Origin of the sequence: Bradyrhizobium sp. NDS-1 (assembly GCF_032918005.1) — a bacterium.
GTDB classification, from domain to species: Bacteria; Pseudomonadota; Alphaproteobacteria; order Rhizobiales; family Xanthobacteraceae; genus Bradyrhizobium; species Bradyrhizobium tunisiense.
On the sequence record NZ_CP136628.1, the window covers coordinates 2479240 to 2496684 of the forward strand.

The 17445-nt window shown below is 57.7% G+C and carries 13 protein-coding genes and 5 pseudogenes; 10 read left to right on the forward strand and 8 right to left on the reverse strand.

The features are described 5' to 3' along the window. Positions 1-91 precede the first annotated feature (91 nt). The 5 genes from RX330_RS11600 to RX330_RS11615 all read left to right on the forward strand — a co-directional run bounded on the left by RX330_RS11600 (position 92) and on the right by RX330_RS11615 (position 3850). The gene (locus RX330_RS11600) at positions 92-397 is read left to right on the forward strand and encodes a hypothetical protein (RefSeq protein ID WP_317243097.1); all 306 of its coding nucleotides are present in this window, start codon (positions 92-94) and stop codon (positions 395-397) included. Positions 398-620: 223 nt separating this feature from the next. Further along, complete coding sequence (locus RX330_RS11605) at positions 621-947, forward strand: TlpA disulfide reductase family protein (RefSeq protein ID WP_317243098.1); 327 nt, start codon at positions 621-623, stop codon at positions 945-947. A gap of 285 nt (positions 948-1232) precedes the next feature. Then, positions 1233-2528 (forward strand): C4-dicarboxylate transporter DctA, encoded by a 1296-nt coding sequence (dctA, locus tag RX330_RS11610; RefSeq protein WP_187437134.1) that lies wholly within the window; start codon positions 1233-1235, stop codon positions 2526-2528. A 175-nt stretch (positions 2529-2703) separates the two neighbouring features. Next, a complete protein-coding gene (locus tag RX330_RS35765) occupies positions 2704-2958 on the forward strand; it encodes a DUF6538 domain-containing protein (RefSeq protein WP_148774871.1) in 255 nt (84 codons plus the stop codon). After that, positions 2906-3850: a hypothetical protein gene (locus RX330_RS11615; protein WP_317243099.1), complete on the forward strand. Its 945-nt coding sequence runs from the start codon at positions 2906-2908 to the stop codon at positions 3848-3850. The genes RX330_RS35765 and RX330_RS11615 overlap by 53 nt, the downstream gene beginning before the upstream one ends. Positions 3851-4159: 309 nt before the next feature. On the opposite strand, the gene RX330_RS11620 is transcribed toward RX330_RS11615, so the two are convergent. Next, positions 4160-5248: a uridylate kinase gene (locus RX330_RS11620; RefSeq protein WP_317243100.1), complete on the reverse strand. Its 1089-nt coding sequence runs from the start codon at positions 5246-5248 to the stop codon at positions 4160-4162. A 1228-nt stretch (positions 5249-6476) separates the two neighbouring features. On the opposite strand from RX330_RS11620, the pseudogene RX330_RS11625 reads away from it, so the two are divergent. After that, positions 6477-6853, forward strand: a pseudogene (locus tag RX330_RS11625) (SDR family NAD(P)-dependent oxidoreductase). Between the two features lie 292 nt (positions 6854-7145). After that, complete coding sequence (locus RX330_RS11630; protein WP_317243101.1) at positions 7146-7826, forward strand: hypothetical protein; 681 nt, start codon at positions 7146-7148, stop codon at positions 7824-7826. A 1407-nt stretch (positions 7827-9233) separates the two neighbouring features. On the opposite strand, the pseudogene RX330_RS11635 reads toward RX330_RS11630, so the two are convergent. Beyond that, positions 9234-9329, reverse strand: a pseudogene (locus tag RX330_RS11635) (DUF892 family protein); the annotation flags it as partial. Between the two features lie 100 nt (positions 9330-9429). Here RX330_RS11635 and RX330_RS35770 point away from each other — a divergent pair. Both RX330_RS35770 and RX330_RS11640 read left to right on the forward strand, forming a co-directional pair. Then, positions 9430-9630, forward strand: a pseudogene (locus RX330_RS35770) (ABC transporter substrate-binding protein); the annotation flags it as partial. Further along, a complete protein-coding gene (locus tag RX330_RS11640; RefSeq protein WP_317243102.1) occupies positions 9548-9814 on the forward strand; it encodes a hypothetical protein in 267 nt (88 codons plus the stop codon). The pseudogene RX330_RS35770 and the gene RX330_RS11640, both read left to right, overlap by 83 nt. Positions 9815-10353: 539 nt before the next feature. On the opposite strand, the gene RX330_RS11645 is transcribed toward RX330_RS11640, so the two are convergent. Next, positions 10354-11091, reverse strand: a complete 738-nt coding sequence (locus tag RX330_RS11645; RefSeq protein WP_317243897.1) for an outer membrane protein — start codon at positions 11089-11091, stop codon at positions 10354-10356. Positions 11092-12353: 1262 nt separating this feature from the next. Here RX330_RS11645 and RX330_RS11650 point away from each other — a divergent pair. After that, on the forward strand, positions 12354-12491 hold the full coding sequence (locus RX330_RS11650; RefSeq protein WP_317243103.1) for a hypothetical protein: 138 nt from the start codon (positions 12354-12356) through the stop codon (positions 12489-12491). Between the two features lie 525 nt (positions 12492-13016). On the opposite strand, the pseudogene RX330_RS11655 reads toward RX330_RS11650, so the two are convergent. The 5 genes and pseudogenes from RX330_RS11655 to hisC all read right to left on the reverse strand — a co-directional run. Beyond that, positions 13017-13232 (reverse strand): annotated as a pseudogene (locus RX330_RS11655) (transposase); the annotation flags it as partial. A gap of 170 nt (positions 13233-13402) precedes the next feature. Beyond that, positions 13403-13783 carry a hypothetical protein gene (locus RX330_RS11660; RefSeq protein ID WP_317243104.1) on the reverse strand — a complete coding sequence of 127 codons (381 nt, stop codon included), beginning with the start codon at positions 13781-13783 and terminating at the stop codon, positions 13403-13405. 1234 nt (positions 13784-15017) lie between these two features. Beyond that, positions 15018-16043, reverse strand: a complete 1026-nt coding sequence (locus RX330_RS11665) for an LLM class flavin-dependent oxidoreductase (RefSeq protein ID WP_317243105.1) — start codon at positions 16041-16043, stop codon at positions 15018-15020. Positions 16044-16054: 11 nt separating this feature from the next. After that, positions 16055-16225, reverse strand: coding sequence for a hypothetical protein (locus RX330_RS11670; RefSeq protein ID WP_317243106.1), 171 nt, complete (start codon positions 16223-16225; stop codon positions 16055-16057). 34 nt (positions 16226-16259) lie between these two features. Next, positions 16260-17335 (reverse strand): annotated as a pseudogene (hisC, locus tag RX330_RS11675) (histidinol-phosphate transaminase). Positions 17336-17445 lie beyond the last annotated feature (110 nt).

Below are 17445 nucleotides of genomic sequence, written 5' to 3' on the forward strand. Positions count from 1 at the left end.
TCATTGTGGTGGCGGTGGGATCAGAAATCCCCCTCAGCTACGCGATCATCGGAGATTACTTTCCGGCCGAATTGACGCCCGCGCAAACGCCGTGCTCAACGTTCTGCATTTCGGGTGGGCTTTCCTGGTCCAGTACGTGACGGGGTTAATTCTCGAGCGATGGCCGGCAAAGGACGGACACTGCCCCTCAATCGCGTATCAGACGGCGTTCAATATCAATGTGCTGCTGCAGCTGGCCGCCCTGGTCTGGTTCATCGCCCCTCGGATCAAAGAGTTGAACTGGAAATCTCAGATCGCCCTCAAGCGCAAGTCGACGGACCAAAGCAGGTCAGTTCACGTCGTGATCCCGAGCGCCGGATTGGTCATCCTGGAAACCGATCGGGATGTGGAGTGGTGAACTCGGCCTTGCGCTGCCTGGCTTTCGGCCTCGTCGGTCTACAGGTGCGTCAAGAACGTCCGGCCGGCTGATCGCCTGAGAAGCTCCAAATAACTGGTCGGATATGCGACATGCGTCGCGAGGTCGACAGGAATAACACGAAAAATGCGCAATATCAGTGAGCGCGGGCTGGCATGCGACTTGCTATCTTTCTCGGAACAGCCAGGTGAAATGAGTTTGAGCAATGACCAGTCTGACTGAGAGCGCAAGTCAAGTCGGTGCGGCAGATGTGCTGAGCGTCGGTTCGCGGGCCCCCTTGATCAAAGTTGAGGACTGGCTACGTGGCCAGCCGGTTATAAAGTTCGAGCCTGGGAAAGTATACATCGTCGACTTTTGGGCGACGTGGTCCGGACCATGTATCGCCTCGAGGGCGCATTTTGTGATCCTGCAAGACAAATACAGGAACAATGGAGTTGAGGTGGTGGGCATCGTGTCGCGCTCCGGCGCGATAGCTGCGAGAGTGCCTGCCGAAGTGAAGAATGGTCGCCGGCTGCTAAGGTTGGCGTCATAGAAGCTGCCGGATGGCATCTTCGAACAACCAAAAAAGATAGAAATGGGTGGTGACGCTGATGCTCTCCAGCTCTCAAGGATGCTTTCTCAAAATTCTATCGCTGCTCTCAGAAGCCATTCAGAACCTCGTTTCGCTTAGACGGCAAGCCGATTCGGGAATCCGCGGCAATGGACGGGGCCATCTGGAGCGGTCAGAGTCCCCTGCGCCCCGCACCGAAGGAACACTGAGCGAGGCGGTACCTTCATTGTCACCCCTCTTTGGTACCACGGCGCCGGGTCGAGCATGATGTACACTCACCGCCAGCGCCGCTCTGTCAAAGCCGCCGCCCTGTTCCGGCCATCTGGCCCGTGGTACAAAGTTCTTTACATCCAGGTACTCATCGCGATCCTGATTGGGATTCTCGTTGGCTGGTTGTGGCCTGCTGTGGGGACGAGCAGCTGGGTCAAAGCGCTTGGCGACGGTTTCATCAAGCTGATCAAGATGGTGATCGCACCGATCATCTTCTGCACTGTTGTGTCTGGAATTGCGCATGTTCAGGATGCACGAAAGGTCGGCCGAGTCGGCGTCAAGGCACTGCTTTACTTCGAGATCGTATCAACCTTCGCGCTCGTCCTGGGTCTCGTGATGGGCAATCTCGTTCAGGCCGGTCATGGGCTCGCTCCCAGGGCTGATGCCGCGGCGGTAGCTAACTATGTCAAGACGGCGGAAGGGCAGAAGGCGGTCGATTTTCTCCTCAACATCATTCCTGATAGCGTGGTTGGCGCCCTGGCGCGAGGCGACGTGCTACAGGTGCTGCTGTTTGCCATCCTATTCGGGTTCTCGCTGATGGCGCTTGGCGAGCGTGGTGAGCGGATGCGCGGTCTGGTTGACGATGCTGCGCACGCGGTGTTTGGTGTCATTAGAATCGTGATGAAGGCCGCGCCGATCGGAGCGTTCGGCGCCATGGCCTACACCATCGGTGAATTCGGACCCTCCGCGCTCGGTAAACTCATCGGATTAGTTGCGCTGTTCTATGTGACAGCCGGGCTCTTCGTGATCATTGTGCTTGGCCTGATCGCGCGCTTGGTCGGCTTTTCCATCCTAAAGTTCATCGTCTACATCAAGGATGAGCTGCTGATCGTGCTCGGAACGTCGTCGTCCGAAAGCGCGCTGCCGCAGTTGATGGAAAAACTCGAACGGCTGGGCTGTTCCAAGCCGGTCGTGGGCCTAGTGGTGCCGACGGGATACTCTTTCAATTTGGATGGGACTAACATTTACATGACGTTGGCGACGTTGTTCATCGCGCAGGCGCTCGGGGTCGATCTCAGCTTTGGCCAGCAGCTCACGATACTCGTTGTGGCAATGCTCACCTCGAAGGGCGCAAGCGGTGTTACCGGTGCTGGCTTCGTTACCCTGGCCGCAACGTTGACGGTGGTCAGTCCTGAGCTTGTGCCGGGCATTGCGATCGTATTCTCGATTGACAAGTTCATGAGCGAAGTGCGCGCGCTTACGAACATTATCGGGAACGGTATTGCCGCGGTGTTTGTATCCTGGTGGGAAGGCGAACTCGACCATGACTCACTACACGCGCAGCTCAAGTGATGTGCGAGCTCAGCTCGGCCCCTCCGGTAGCCAACACCGTCGCTCACGAATGCCCCCCACCAAAGTCGTACAGTTCAATCCTGTCTGGCAGCACCACCGCTTCCTTAAAAATTCAACACCGTGCTGATGCGGTTATGGTTTTCGAGCCGCTCCTGTTACACAGATGGTTCTGAGAATGGCGCGGCTCGTCAAGAGGAACCGTTCGGGGAACTGGTACTTCCGCAAGAGAATACCTGCTGACGTTCAACCCATTCTGGCGAAGCTGCCCAAGGAACGTTGGCCATGCTGCTGGTATAAGACCGGCATCATCCTGATCTCGACGGGCACCGCTGATAAGAATCTTGCGAGGACGAGCCAGCTGGACATTGCCTCTGACGTTGAGCGCCAATTCAAGGCGCTACGTGAAGGTCCCAAGCCGCTCACGCCTTAGCAGGTTGCGGCGCTGGTCCGGTATTGTCTACCGGGCATTTGCGGAAGGGCTGGAGGACAATCCCGGCCCGACATCGCAACAGTGGTTGAGTGTCGCTGAGGCGAACAAGGCCGCTCAGCGCGGCGAGTACAGCCTTGGCGCTCGCCTTGGCATCTTCAAGGATGAGGATGAACGCCGTCACGCGGACGTGGAGAACAGGTTTGGCGCGATCGTTGATGCTACGCTGACACGCCAGTCCGTGTTCACCACTGACGACAGCCGGTGGCAGATCACAGAGGCGGTCACCCGCGACCTGACCGAAGGCGTAAAGAAGCTCGCGAGGAACGCGGACGGCGATTTCACGCCTGACACCTACGTCAAACGCCTTCCGCTGCCGACTGCTCTGCACCTCAGCGTCTTAACCGGCGAATCGTTAGCCGCACTTGCCGACGCTTGGCACACCGCCTCATTGGCCCGCGGAACGCGAAAGCGTACCGCCAAGCGGTGGAAGCCAATCGTACTGCGGTTCAAGGATTGGCTCGGCCATGATAACCTTGGCCGCATCGCACCGGCAGACGTGCAGCGGTGCGGTGATGAGCGGAGCGCTGGCGGTAGTGCGCCTAAGACCATCAACGACACCAACTTCGCGGCACTGCGAGCCGTGTTCGGATGGGGCATGAAAAGCGGCTGGCTGCCGATCAATCCAGCGGAGAACGCGAGGGTCGAGGGGCGCGGAAAGAAGCGCACACGGGAGCCGTGGTTCTTGGAAAGCGAGAGCGCCGCTATGCCGCTATCCTTAACACCGCACTCGGAGTTCAAGGCACCAAGCGAGAGAACCCCAAAACCACCGCCGCCAAGCGAGGTGCCGTGGCTCTGCGCCTACTCAGCGGCGCGGGTCGTTGAAATGATCTAGTTGCGCAAGGCGGGACGTGGGGCGCGAAGATGGTGGATGGGTCATTCGCATTGCTCATGGAATGCGTTCCAACCTCTCGGTCAGCGCAGAGGCGCTCACGCCGTCAGCGCGACTGCAAGGTGACGATCGAGCGGGTGTTGTGGCGCGATCACGCGCTATATCTCGCTAATACTGTGAGAACGACTCCGTCGGATGCTGTCTCTCAATCCATGCGGCGGCCATTTCGGGATCGCTTTGCTGTGGTGAGGAGTCGAGGATGTTATTTTGCCCGCGAGGTATGCTAGGTACGACGACAGCGCACCTAGTATCTCACAGCGTCGCGGCCAATCCCGGCTCTTCAGGGTGAAGAGCGGCGTGGACTCTTCTAGCGTAAGAAACCGCAGCATCCAGATCCTGGAATTCGCGTGCTTTTTGCTTACCCGTATTGATCTCAGTAACTAGGATTCTTGTCGATATATCGAGCGGCTTTATCCCTCGTTGCGCAAACTTGGTGACGGCAAACTCTACATCATGACTTAGATAGATCGAATGTCCTACATCTCCATCGACAGTGATCCACGTGATGTTCAGTGCGCTCAGGAGAGCTAACGCTACCTGCTGCTCGCAGGAGCTGCCGAACGTTACTCGTTTTGCTGAGCGATTAATTACAACGGTCGCAACCTCGCCCACGCTGCCGACCTGCGTTCCGACGATCTCCGGCACCAACGATTTACAAGAAATTACGATTCCACGAGTAGAAGCGTACTCGACGGCTCCGTGGTGAAGAACTTTGGCGCCGCAGCGCCCCATGCGACTAACAGTGGCATAAGAGATGTCTTGCACCAACTTCGCCTCGTTCACTAAATGCGGATCGGACGTGTAAATACCGCATACGTCCGAATAAATTTCACACGAACTGCTTCCCACAATGTCAGCCGCCAGCACAGCGGTTAAATCAGAACTATTACGTCCAAGCATTGAGATGCGCCCGCTCTTATCTAAGCCCTGGGCGCCGGCAACTATGACCACTTTGCTTACCTGCAGGGCGCTAAGAAGCGGCGCCTTGTCTATATCTTCGATGTATGCGCGATTGAAGTCAGACGACGTTTGGATCCCCGACGAATAACCGAACAGAGATGATGCCGGAATCGAATGCCTCTCCAACGCTGCCTCGAGTAAGCCGACGGACGCAATCTCACCCGTCGTTAAAACGGTGTCCAATGCGCGACTGTTGCATAGATCGTTTACTGAGAACGCCAGTGCCTTCAGGGACTCAGTTACCCCATACATTGCACTAACAACGACAACGACTCTATCTGCATCAGTAGCGAGTCTGTTCGCTATGTGGGTAGAAACAGACCGGTAGCAATCCGCCCGCCGGAATGAAGAGCCACCGAACTTCACTACTTTGACTGTCATAATGAAATGACCCCCGGTCACGTTTTTAGGAGACGCGGCGTTTCACGCGGCGTGTTTGCGATTGATGTGCCTGCTCGGCTAGTGGCACATTACCGAGGAGCAAAGGTACATGCACCTACCAGGGCCGGGAGTATTATTCGTCCCTCGTCGGTTGAGAGGTAAGCATCCGGTGAGGCTTTCAATTTCCCACATCTCGTACTTAGGATTTGCATCTGTTGAATCGTCTGTGATTCTGTCTGTGACGCCGATTCGCGGAGGCGTCACAGATGAGCGGAGACACGGGAGCCGGCGCTGCAGTCTTCACGAGCTGATCGCGTAGGCATGGATCGCCAACGCCATGCGGCTTCGGCTGCGTTAGATGGACACTCAGACAATGCGCAGCACACTCACATGGGCTGACAGCATCAGGCCCCTAGTGGCCATCAGAATCGGTCACCGTTGCTATCTCAATATGGACAAATCCGTTGTTTGGCTCGAGTCAACGTAACGAGTCTGCATTATTGATGCCGTTCGTGTCGGTCGACGAATCGTCCTGCAGGTCAGTAAAAGACCCGCGGCGTGTCCTTCCAAGCGCAGCAGTGTCGGCGCAATCATCACGATGGATCTGGCGGGCGTCATCGGCCCCTTCTTGAATTTCTTGGAGAGGGACAACACGAATGCTGCAATGCTTGCCCTCGTCGAGGAGGCGTGTATTGCTTGAGAAGTACGCATACCGGGCCGCTCTTGTTGAACTTCCGACATTGCGGGCCTCAATTAGACATAGATGTGCGAAAACATACCAAAAACGTGATCCGGGTTATCTCTTTGCGTGTCGCTTGAACCATCTGCCCCTACGATAGGCGTGGTGTGATATAAAAGCTATCGGCGCATCTCCGCATCCATGCAATGTGTCGCTTACGACCCGCTGTGCGGCCGAAACGAAGGACCTTAGACCCCAGCATTGAAATCGCTATCTGGTTTTGACGCAAATCGGGCGGACAGTAACCAGATTAGATATCGGAGCGGAGGCTGCGCGCATGAGGTGCGCATAGTGGGCGCCGTGCGCCGAGCGCAGCCATCCAGTTACGAACGCGCATGTTTTTCCACTCCACTCCATTCCACTCCACGCTGGCACGGTCCTTGCCAATTCGTGTCCGCTGTCAGCAGCGGTGTGCGCATCGACGCGCAGCGGCATATAGCAACCGACATACTGTGTCGTCGGCGATCGTTGTAGAACTAGTGTTTGGGCTTGACGCATAGGGCAGTAGCGGCACATCAAGTTGCCGTCGGAAGGGGCGGCAGCCACATTCATCTCCTCTCGGTCGGATCATCATTTGCCTTCCGAGACCGCGGCTACAGCGCCTTCTGTGCTGCAAAGGGTGGATTGGCTGCTCTTTTGAAACAGCATGCGACCGAATTGGCGCCGCACCGCATCACCGTCATTGGCGTCGCTCCGGGGAGGTCCGCTCTCACAAGAACGAGAAGGCTCTCGACGATCCAGCCTCATTTCAAAGAGCTACTGCTGACATTCCGCTTGGGCGATTAGCTACACCCGAGGATGTAGCGGGGGCCGTGCACTTCTTTGCGTCATCCCTCTCTAGGTTCGTAACCGGTCAAATCCTCTAGATCGATGGCGGCCTCACCGCCAGCACATAAGCGGACGATTTCCAGGAAGGAGACGATCATAAAATCAGCTCTGCTTGATTATGGCTGCGCATCATTCTCACCCCGATTGTTTACCACGTCGCGAGTCAACGTGGTTGCGATGTCGGTGATCCGTGCAACGGTATCTGCGTGGCGCCTACAGCCGAGCTTCAGAACGTGTCTGGGCTATTCTCGCCGGAAGCGGCGTGACGGCGGCGATCGCGCAGGTCGCCGATGCAGTGCGAATGGTTTCTCGCGCGACTGGAGAAGATCGATGAGCGTTGGCGGCCCTGATGTTTTATTTGATGTCAATCATCCTCGGCCCAGCAACTACTGCGCGTATCGGCAGTCGGTTCAGACACGCCTACTCCACATCCTTCGAGAGAATCCGGGCTGCCGATTTCTTGAGATTGGCGTAGGACCGATCCTGAGGCAGGAGCAGTTCAAGACCATCGATGAGCTTCGCATTGAATATGTGGGCTTGGACTTCAAACATATTTGCGCCAAACATCGGATCGACTTAGCTGCCGCTAGCATCGCTAACCGAAACATCCGGTTTCTGGGAAACGTTGTAGGCACATACCTGTTCAACCTGATCAGGTTGATGAGGCATGGGGAGGCGTTTGACATCATCTATCTCGATGGCAACCATTCTATCTATGTCGATCTAGCGGCTGCCATCGCAGCAGTACGGCTCTTGAAGCCCCGAGGCCTTCTCCTGTTCAATGACGTGAGGTTCGTGTTCGGACAGACAGAATTGAACCAGAAGACTGCTCTTGCGGACATCGCGAAGACCAAGGAGCTAACCGAAGATGAGGCCAACGAGCCTCACGTCACGATCATCATCCGCGAGTATCTGATTCCAATGTTTAGTTTTGAGGTGGTGCGGTCGTGGTCAGATCCTGATTGGATCGTGCTCAGAGCCCCAAGTTCCACTGCGTGGCTACGGATATGATGAGTCTCACGGGCCGGCAGGCCGATGATGTCTACGTCTGATCGTGGACTATCTTGGTGGGCCCATGCAGGTATGTGCGAAGTTGCCTTGTCAGCGTGGTTGCGCTGTGGTTTGGCCCGTCACACACGCGACAAAGGAGATTCCATACCTTTCGCGGAGAAGATTGCTAAGGATGCGGCAGAGCGTAAGATCGTCGTTGGGAGAGAAGAACGTCGCGGTACCTTCATTCTTCCACGTCAGTGCTCCGTCCACTGGCTGCCGTGGCTAGTTTTCCTAGAAAAACTCCGTTTCAGGCTCGAACCGACTGAACGTCGACGATAAGCCCGAATCGGCTTGCTGCATTTGACAAGGGGCGCACTGCCTCATCCAGAATGTTACTGGACAACTTCTCGCCGATGATTGGGTCGGTGCCATCGAATTGGTTCGGGGGCGTCTATGGCGGGAAAGGTCAGCATGGGCGCGCGGCGGGAGGTGGTGTCGGCCTAACGGAGCGTTACAGGTCGGCCAAACGAGCGGAGAAGGGGCGCATCCTCGATGCGCTATGCGCGACGGTGGGCTGGCATCGCAAAGATGCGGCGGGCGCACTTGGGCGGCGCGCAAAGGTTAAACCGGGGAAGGTCGAAGCCCCCGGAGAGCGCAAGCGTAGACATGGCGCTACGATAAAGGACCCGAAAACGGCGTTATGGGAGGCGTCGGATCGGGTCTGCGGCAAGCGGCTCAAGTTGATGATCCCGACCTTGCTGACGGCCCTCGAGCCACATGGCCGACTGCAGCTTGGGCAGGTGGACCGCGACTTTGCTCTGGCGATCAGTGCTGCTAGCAGTGACCGCCTGCTCGTCGACGTGAAGCTCGCGGCGAGCGGCGGCAGGCGGGCTCCGCGCCGGAGTCATTTCGGCAATCCGGCGCGAAGTCGCGTCCGCACGTTCATGATTGGAAGAGCCCGCCGCCCGCCCTCTGTGAGGTCGACATGGTCGCCCATGGCGGCACGTCGGTGGCTGGCTCGCTCATCCAGACCCTGACGATGGTCGATGTCGCCACGGGCTGGGCGGAGTACCTGTCATTGGTGACGCGGGAAGGTTAGCTGGTCGTCGAGGCGATCAACCGCGCACAGAGCCTGTTCCCTTGGCTTTTGCGCGGCGTAGACTTCGACAATCATAGCGCCTTCATGAACTATGTCGTGTCGTTTTCGCTCGCCCCACACTTCACCGCCGCGGGGCCTGCACGCATGCCGCCATCGACATAGGAAGCCGCGTGTTCCGGAAATATTTCGGTGTGGTGCCGTCTTCGATCCACAAGGGGCAGCAGGGCGCTGTTGCCGTGGACGAGAACTAGGCGCGCCTCACGCTGCGGCTCGTCCCGGCTTGCCGGACGGTCGAAGCTGCAATCGACGAACTGGCGAAGCGGCTCAGCCTCCTCCTCGTCCAGCGTCGCCTGAAGCAGCCTCGCCGCGTCCGCCATTCCGAGCTGTTCGGCCCAGGTGCGCAGCGTTCCGTAGCGCGAGATCCTCGCTAACCCACCTTACGCTTTCCCCGGTTACGCCATCGAGCGGCTGGTCGAACGGCTGGTAATTGTCCTTGGTGATGACCGTCAGCTTCAGCACGATTCGCGCGTCGCCGGCTATTTTGCAGGCTCCGACCTGTGGGCCTATGCCCGGCCCGCGGATGCGCGCGAGCGCGAGTTCCTCAAACCATTTGCCGCACAGATCCCGCCGGACATCATGGATGGCAGCTACCGGCTTCCCGTCAGTGCCATGGTGTCGCGAACAAAAGCTCGAAGTCACGCGCTCGCGCGCGTACAAGAAGAACGATCAAGCATTCGTCGAGCAGAAGAATGCTGCTCTTGTGCGTCGCCTGATGGAGTATCCCCGCTTCGATGGCGTCGAGACGGCGCACGTGATGGGCCGCCTGTATGCGGCGGCAGGGCCGTACGTCAACGTCTTTCAGCCGTCGTTCAAGCTGAAGGAGAATCGCCGCGAAGGGCTAAAGTAATCAAGCGCTATCCCCCCATCGACGCCTATGAGCGTCCGTGGTCGCATCCCAAGGTGACTGTAGCCGTCGGAAACGGCTGCGCGATCAGTATCGTTCGCTCGATCCGGTAGCGTTGTTGGCCGAGATTCGCGCACCCCAGGACGATTCGGCAATCGCGCCGATCGTCGTGCCGGCAGACGCGCGGCCTGCAATGCGCCAGCACGAGCTCCGCGCCGAAGGACCGCAGGCACTTTCGCGAGGATGCTCGGCAAGACGGTGACTTCCTGCGCGCCGCGTGCCACGCAAAGGCGGGCTCGTCGGCCCAATAGAGCCAGGGTTTGCATGCCGTCCAAGCTAGACGCGCACATTGCCATCGCCGGACGCAACCTGTCACAATCACTGTGCAGCGCGCTAGCCCAGGAGAAGGGTTTTGCTTGATGCAGCAAGCGCGCCCTCCCGAGAAAGCATTAGGTCGTGTATGGCTTCTGTAAAGCAGACCAACAGGTCCAAAAAACCCCGGCCTACGGCCGGGGCTTTCGATCCGCCGTTTGAACGACAGATTAATATTTGAGAAGAATCGGACCGCCGAACTTATAGTTGAGCCGTGCAGTCAGAAGATTGAAATCCTGGCGGATGCGATCGGTCCCACCAGCGGGCGCGGCGAAAGTCACCGTGGCGGGCTGCATGAATAGGTGATCGTACTCGAAGCCAACCGACCAGTTCGGTGCGAACCCGTACTCGATGCCGGCTCCCAAAGCGCCGCCCCAAAGAACGTGCTCGCTGTTCCCAAGCTGCGCGCCCGTGAGGATCGAGCTGATCTGATAGGTGTTGCTCGTGACTGCGGCGCCGCCTTTGGCGTAAAGCAGTACGTTGTCGAAGGCGTAGCCGATCTGCCCTGTCACCAGGCCAAACGCATCAATCTTGGTCTGGTTGACATCCGAAAACGCGACGCTGACATTCGAGCCGGTCAAATCAGCCCAATTTCCCCGGCCTTCAACACCAAGAACGATCTGGCCTATCTGCCATCGATAGCCGATCTGGCCACCAATGGTCACGCCGGTCGCGTCATGACAGCCCTCGGACGTGCCGGCATTGAAATCCCAGCAATTCGAGCTAGAGCCCAAGCCACCGTTCATACCGAGATAGTAGCCGCTCCAGTCGTAGGTTGCAGCCGCGACAGGCTGCGGAGCTATGGTGTAGAGAGGTTGGACGGGCTGCGCAGCCAGATCCGCGCCAAATGCGGGCGCCACCGCGTCAAGCGCCACAATGCTCACAGTGGCGAGCAACAAGTTCTTCATTTCTACTCTCATGTCTTGAGTGCCTCCGAGCCTCGTGCGTCTTAACAACGTCCGCGCGAATTGCTGTAACTGCATCGCAACATTCGCGCCCAAAGGAATGTTCGAACCGAACGCTGCGTCAGGTTGCTGCATTGCAGATCATCTCCAACCGCGTCGCAATGTTCGGTCGCGTGCGAACATGGGTCGCTTAGGTGTTGACGAAAAGCGGGCTGCTGATCTCAGCGGATTAAGCGCACCGCAAGCCAGATGATACCCAGCCACACCGCAACCAAGAAGAGCAGAGCGCTTTGCAACGTCCTTGCTCTTATCCTGTTGCGCCATCGAAGGAGCTGCGATGAGCACCCGGTGAAGCGCCGACCCCGTACAACAGCTATCACTTCATCATAATCAGTGAACCGGAAGTGAGAGCGATGTTTGCGAATATACGCCAGCCGCTCAGTGGGTGAGAGGCACTGTGCCCATGCTTTCCATGCCTCGTCATCAAAACACGCGCTATTCTCAACGAGTTCGGCGAGGCGCTCGTCAGGCTTCATGATGCATCCGCTGTACTGACTGTCGGGATCGAGTCCTACGAAGGAAGCCTCACCTACGAAACCTCTCCGTTTAGGTAGGCGAGTTAAACGAATCGAACTCGGCCAGGACGCATTGGTCACGGTCAGCGCGGCCTTGATCCTGACGCGAGATGAACATCGGAGTCGTTGCGAGGACTCTGGATCTCTCCTTTCGCCAGGTGCAGATCGCGACGGGCATCGAAGCGCCGTAGATACACTAGCAGAGTGAAGGCGGCTCCTTGTCGACGCTGCCGCCGTGCTCGCCGTCGCATTCAGTTCAAGCGCTAGCTCGCGTGCCAGACATATCTTCTCCGAGATTCGCACCAGCGCTGATTAGAAGTCGGTCTGGCAATTGCTTCCGCACATGCTAAGATCGCACAGATGGACGTTGTCCAGGCTGGGGGCGTTTGCAAATCCACCGCCGCCGACCTGATGATCCGTGAATGGCCGACCCGCGGTCTTCATCGCTCAGCATCTCAGGTCAGATCGGCGATCAGTCACATGTTACACCGTGCTGTTGGGACCGACTCAAGGCGAGCACGCGCGTGGCCTCCACTCCGCCTTGCAAATCTGTGCTCGACGAACTGGCGGTGAAGGGCGTTCTCCCTCGCGTGGCGGATCCGCAATTTCCTTCTTTGAGCAAGGCCGAATGCAACGTTAGGAACCACGGCGTGCGGGAACTCGGAGCGGCGGCGGAGCAGAAGTGCCGGAATGAAAGAGAGCACCATAGAGCCGGGCGCGCTCACGTCGCTTGCGGGAACGCCAGCTGCGCACACCGTAGCCCAGTCCAAAGCCGCCAAAGAAGATCATAGTGAGCAAAAAGAGTGCTGTGGTCATCTGGATGTCTAAACCGGAGGATTGCTTGATGTGTTACGTCACACTCCCGCCCTCGGTGGCTAACTAGTTGGTCGGCGCGAGGCGGCGGATGCCTCGTTCCTACAACGTGACGCTACGTGCGATTCAAGTCCCTTCGGCTACTCCCAGCCAAAATCTATTCTAGCTCGAGGTGGCCTGCAGCAGCAGTGGGCGCGAGCCAGGCGTAGTCTGCAGATGCCCTGAGCGGCCCACGCCGTGATCGTTGCAGGAAACGAGATTCGTTATGGGCTGATACCCGTGGTTTGGTCAGAGTGTTGCGCTTCTCTCGGCCGCTTGCCCCACCCGCCCTGGGCGGGACGAAGAAGACGTTCAGCGGCAGCTGAAACGTGGACGAGGCTAGCCATCTCGCTGCGCAGGACAGGCGTGCTGTTAAGACGCCTGGGCTATTCGCGTCGGGCAGCGGGGAGGCTGCCGCATTGTGGTGCAAGGCGTGCCGGAGTCATCCTCTGAAACCGAGGGCCTAAATTAGGCTCTGACGCTATTTTGGTGCAGCACTGGTCATGTGGAGCTGATTACCCGAGCCTGCAGCAAGTCGAGCTTGGCGCGCCCGTACATTTGGCGCTTAATCAGTTTGAGTTTGGTGATCTGGCCTTCGGTCTGTCCGTTGGACCAGGACGTCGTAATCGCTGCGCTGACGGCGGCTTTGTCCTTGATGACGCCGTTGGCGAAAGATATGACGAGGCTTGCGCATGCTCGTTCCAACCATGGTTCTAGCTCTCCGTGAGCCTACTTGCGGATCATCGCAGATTCATCAACTACCGAGGTGATGTCGCTCCATTCCAGGAGCTTCAAAGCTCCTCAGGAGCTCAATCGAAGCGCCTCGGCTAACATCAACAGTGCACAGCCAAGTGTTGCGGCGGGCGATGGGTGGAGCGGGGCATGGATCAATGCATCTTGCGATTAGCGCTGCAGATACCGACTCGGCTAAGCGGATCCTGAGTGCGGCGCGGTTCGCTGGTCATGAACATTTTCGTTGCAAAATCGAGCGACCTGAATGCTCGGTCGCGGACCGCCTGCGGCAAATCAGGAGTCGCGTCGATCGCAGCGCGCGCGTCGCTCATAATCTTATCTTTTGCGGAAAGAAGCTTTGCATCCAACATTACATGAAGCGTCTCTCGAACGTCAGGTGAGATCGAGCCGTCTCCATCGATCAATTCTCGAAGTTTCCAAAACATACGCTCGACTGCTACCATAGAACCGAGGACTGACATCAGTTTTGGTGACATCATTGCCATCTCCTTCTCCAGCCAGATCCTGGCGACCATCCCAGCGAAATCCGATCTGTTCCCGTGTGACACCGGCGCGCGCGGCGCCCCTGAAAGAGGCGAATGACTGGAGTGCAATTTCTCTGCCAGGGGCGTGAGATCGCAGGTTGCTCAGGGAAGCTCGCAAAGCGTGCGATTTGCGAGCAAGGCATTTATCTTTCCTGTGCTCCAGGCCGTAACCCGGGCGCGTGCGGTGGCTCACGTCGAAAAACCGACATGGAGGGTGGTTCTGTTTGCCACAAACCGCCAGCGGCATCGGAGTTGGACTTCTCCTGCCAGGCGTCCAATGCGTTTCCGCTTGTTCACTGAGATCGCTCTGTTAACCAGGCGGAATTGACTGAGTGATCCCCGGTCACGCAACGGTGGTCATCAGATACCCGGTGCTCTGGGCGCCCACGCGTTTTGTGATTGCATGGGTACATCGAGATTGAGCCTCCCGATCTGGCGACGGCGTGTTGGCGTGCGCTACGTTGACCTCGATCGATCTCTTGAGTCTCCATCGCCGTCTGGTCGAGCTCAGAAGAGATGCTAACTTAAACGCACATATCATTTCTCGTGCCGGAGTCCGTATCTCGGATTGATTCACTTCGTCTGTCTTACTGTCCTCGTCCCTGCACGGCTATGCTGTGCAAACCGTGCATGTTACCCACCACCGGCCACCGCGTTTCTCCGCGCGTAACTTGCCGCGGCGGATCCGAGAGAGCACGGCTTCGGCGCTTATGTGGTTCATCACTGCGAACCGCTGAACAGTGAGGTAGTCCGCATCGAGAGGTCGCGGGGTGCTAATGCCGTGCGCGGCCAGCAGAATGCGCAGCGAAGCCAATTCCGCTAGCACGATCTCGAGCTTACGCGCGATCTCTTCGGTCTGAGCGGAGCGCGGCCGGGACCGCGTCACGACAGGCCCGCTCGGGCGATAAGCCACACCTCGGATTCGTGTAGAATGGGATCGACGAACCAGCGCGCCAAAGCGGAACGAGCGTGAGCCGACTTACCTGCCCAAGCAAACCACTGCTCGGGCAGTATCAAGGCACGCAAAGTGAAGGACAGGCCGTTCGTTTGCAGTTACGCCTCCTGTTCGGTGATGTAGTCGAAAGGGTCGAATCCGCATAAAGTCCCTTTGGACCGCAAGAGCGGCCTTATAGATGCATTCGGCTCCGGTACTCATCGACTCTCGGCGTTGTCATTTGTTGCTGGATCAATGGCAAATTTATTGCAATTCGCTGTTGGCTCACCGTCAGCGGTCTGCCGCTATGAGCTCGGAGTGAATCGCAGTTGCCGTATTGAGGCAGGCATCCAGTGTCAGAGATCCGAAGGCGAGCTGGCAAAGAAGATAGTTGGCCCCTGCCTCTTCCAGATGATCGAGAAGAGTTTGGCGCACCGAAGCGCCCGTTCCGACAACGCACAGTTCACTGTCGATTGCGGCATCTAAGGTCAGGGGCAGGTTGGATGGAGGCGGGATGTCATTGAGCTCGTACAGGAACTTAAAGCTTCTGAGCCATGTTTCGTAGGCTGGCGCGGCGAGGGAACGGGCGGCTGCTTCAGAGCTGGCAATTACGACCATGCGGAGCAATGCGAGAAATGGTGCTGAACCGCTGGCGTCACGCTCCGCGTTTCGATGAGCGTGATAGCGATCGGTGACCTTGCGAACGGCAGAAGAAGGCCCCATGCACGCCAGATTTGCGCCATTTGCCGCCGCCCAATGAGCGGACTCTGGCCGATTTGTAGCAATCCATGTCGGGGGACAGGGACGCTGGTGAGGTGAAAGCGTCAAGGGAACGTCGCTCAGCGCAAAATGCTGCCCCTGGTATGAAAGCGGGCCGCCATTCATCGCGCTAACGAAGATTTGGGAAGCTTCCTCGTAACGGCTCGAGGCAACGTCGGCTCCAACCCCAAAATAGCTCAGCTCGATCGGTAGGGAGCCGCGACCAAGTCCGACCTCAACCCTGCCGCTGCTCAGGTGATCCAACATGCAGATCTCCTCGAATGCACGCAGCGGGTGATAGAGGTTGAGCAGCATAACCAATGGACCAACGCGAAGTCGCCGTGTGCGTTGTATGACACTCGACAGAAACAAGTTCGGCGAGGGGCCCCTTCCATGGGGAGTGCAATGATGCTCCGCCAGATGATAGGCATAGAAACCGAGCCGGTCGTAGGCCTCCGCCAGCGCGAGGCGGTCCGCGTATTGCCGGGCGATATCGCGGCCGTCCTCGTCAAGATGATCAAATATGCCGCAGGTCAGGTTTGGAAGAACGTTTCTCACTCAGTTATCTCCTAGGTAGAGAGGACCGGAATCGCCGGGTTTCGGGGGTGCAGGAGGTGCTCGCTGGCATGCGCTGCATAGGCTGCGAAGCCGTTCTCAACAGCTCGTAATGCGCTGACTGGATGAAAACTGACTCCGGCTGCGTCGCGAAGCTTCATCAGGTGTTCGTCCGGATCGATCACGAACGGGGATCCGTGACTTGAGTGGAAGGGGCCACTAGCCGCGGCATCCCACTTTCTTAAGAATGCTGCCGACAGCCGCAAGAAAAGCATCCATCTGGCGCTTTGTACCGATGCTAACCCGAATGCACTCTTCCAGGCCGGCGTCCGGAAAGAAGGCAACAAGGACTTTGTGGTCTTCCAACGCCGCCTGCCACCATCTGCCACCCTGGCCTACGGGCACACGAGCGAGGAGGAAATTCGCGTGGGAAGGCGTGACAGAGAACCCAAATTCTAAAAGGGCGGCCGCTACGCGCTGCCGCTCAAGCCTGACGTGGCGATGGTTCTCCTCGTAGGCGTCGCGATGCGCAAGACGCTCATGCCCACCGCATGAGCGACGACATTCATGTTGAAAACATTCTGGATGTTGCGAAGCCGCCCAATTAGCTCGGGATGGCCGAAACCGAAGCCGATGCGAATGCCAGCGGCGGAATAACTCTTGGAAAACGTGCGCAGGACCAGAAGATTCGAATGGCGCTCAACAAGGCGCAGGCCGTCCTCAGGTGCGAAATCGACATAAGCTTCGTCCAATACGATCAATCGGTCAGATCGTATAACGAGGCGTTCGATCTCAGCGAGCGGAACAAAGGTTCCGGTCGGATTGTTCGGATTGGCTAGCAGAATGAATTTGGCATGTTTCGCCGCACCGAAAACCAGCTCGTCCATCGGCAAGCAGTCAGGTTCAGACCAGGGAATTTCAATGAAGCGGGCCCCTTGCAACATGGCAAGCTTGCGATTGAATGAAAAGCCTGGCGACATCATTGCTACGGCGTCCCCCGGGGCAAGAAAGGCTCTGTAAATGAGACTGAGAAGTTCAGACGATCCATTGCCAGCCATCACGCAATCAGTTGCAATGCCATAGGCAGCTGCGGCCGCTTGTCTCAAGCTGACATTGTCGTCTTCTGGATAGAGGTATTGCAGCTCAAGAGCTGCAATTGCGCTTCGCATCACGATGCCCGGCAAAGGAAATGGGTTCTCATTCGTGTTCAGTTTCAGGAAACCATTGTCCGGGGTGGGCCGCCCGGACGGCAGAGCATCCAATTCGCGAGCGACCGACGAGAGCGCGGAAAGCATAGCTTGCAGTTTTGCATCCAATTTGGTGTTCTCCCTTTTGTCGACGCGAGCAGTTGATGGCGTTCATCGAGCCTACGTGGCGCGTGCTATATTCGGAGCCGGGAAGCGCA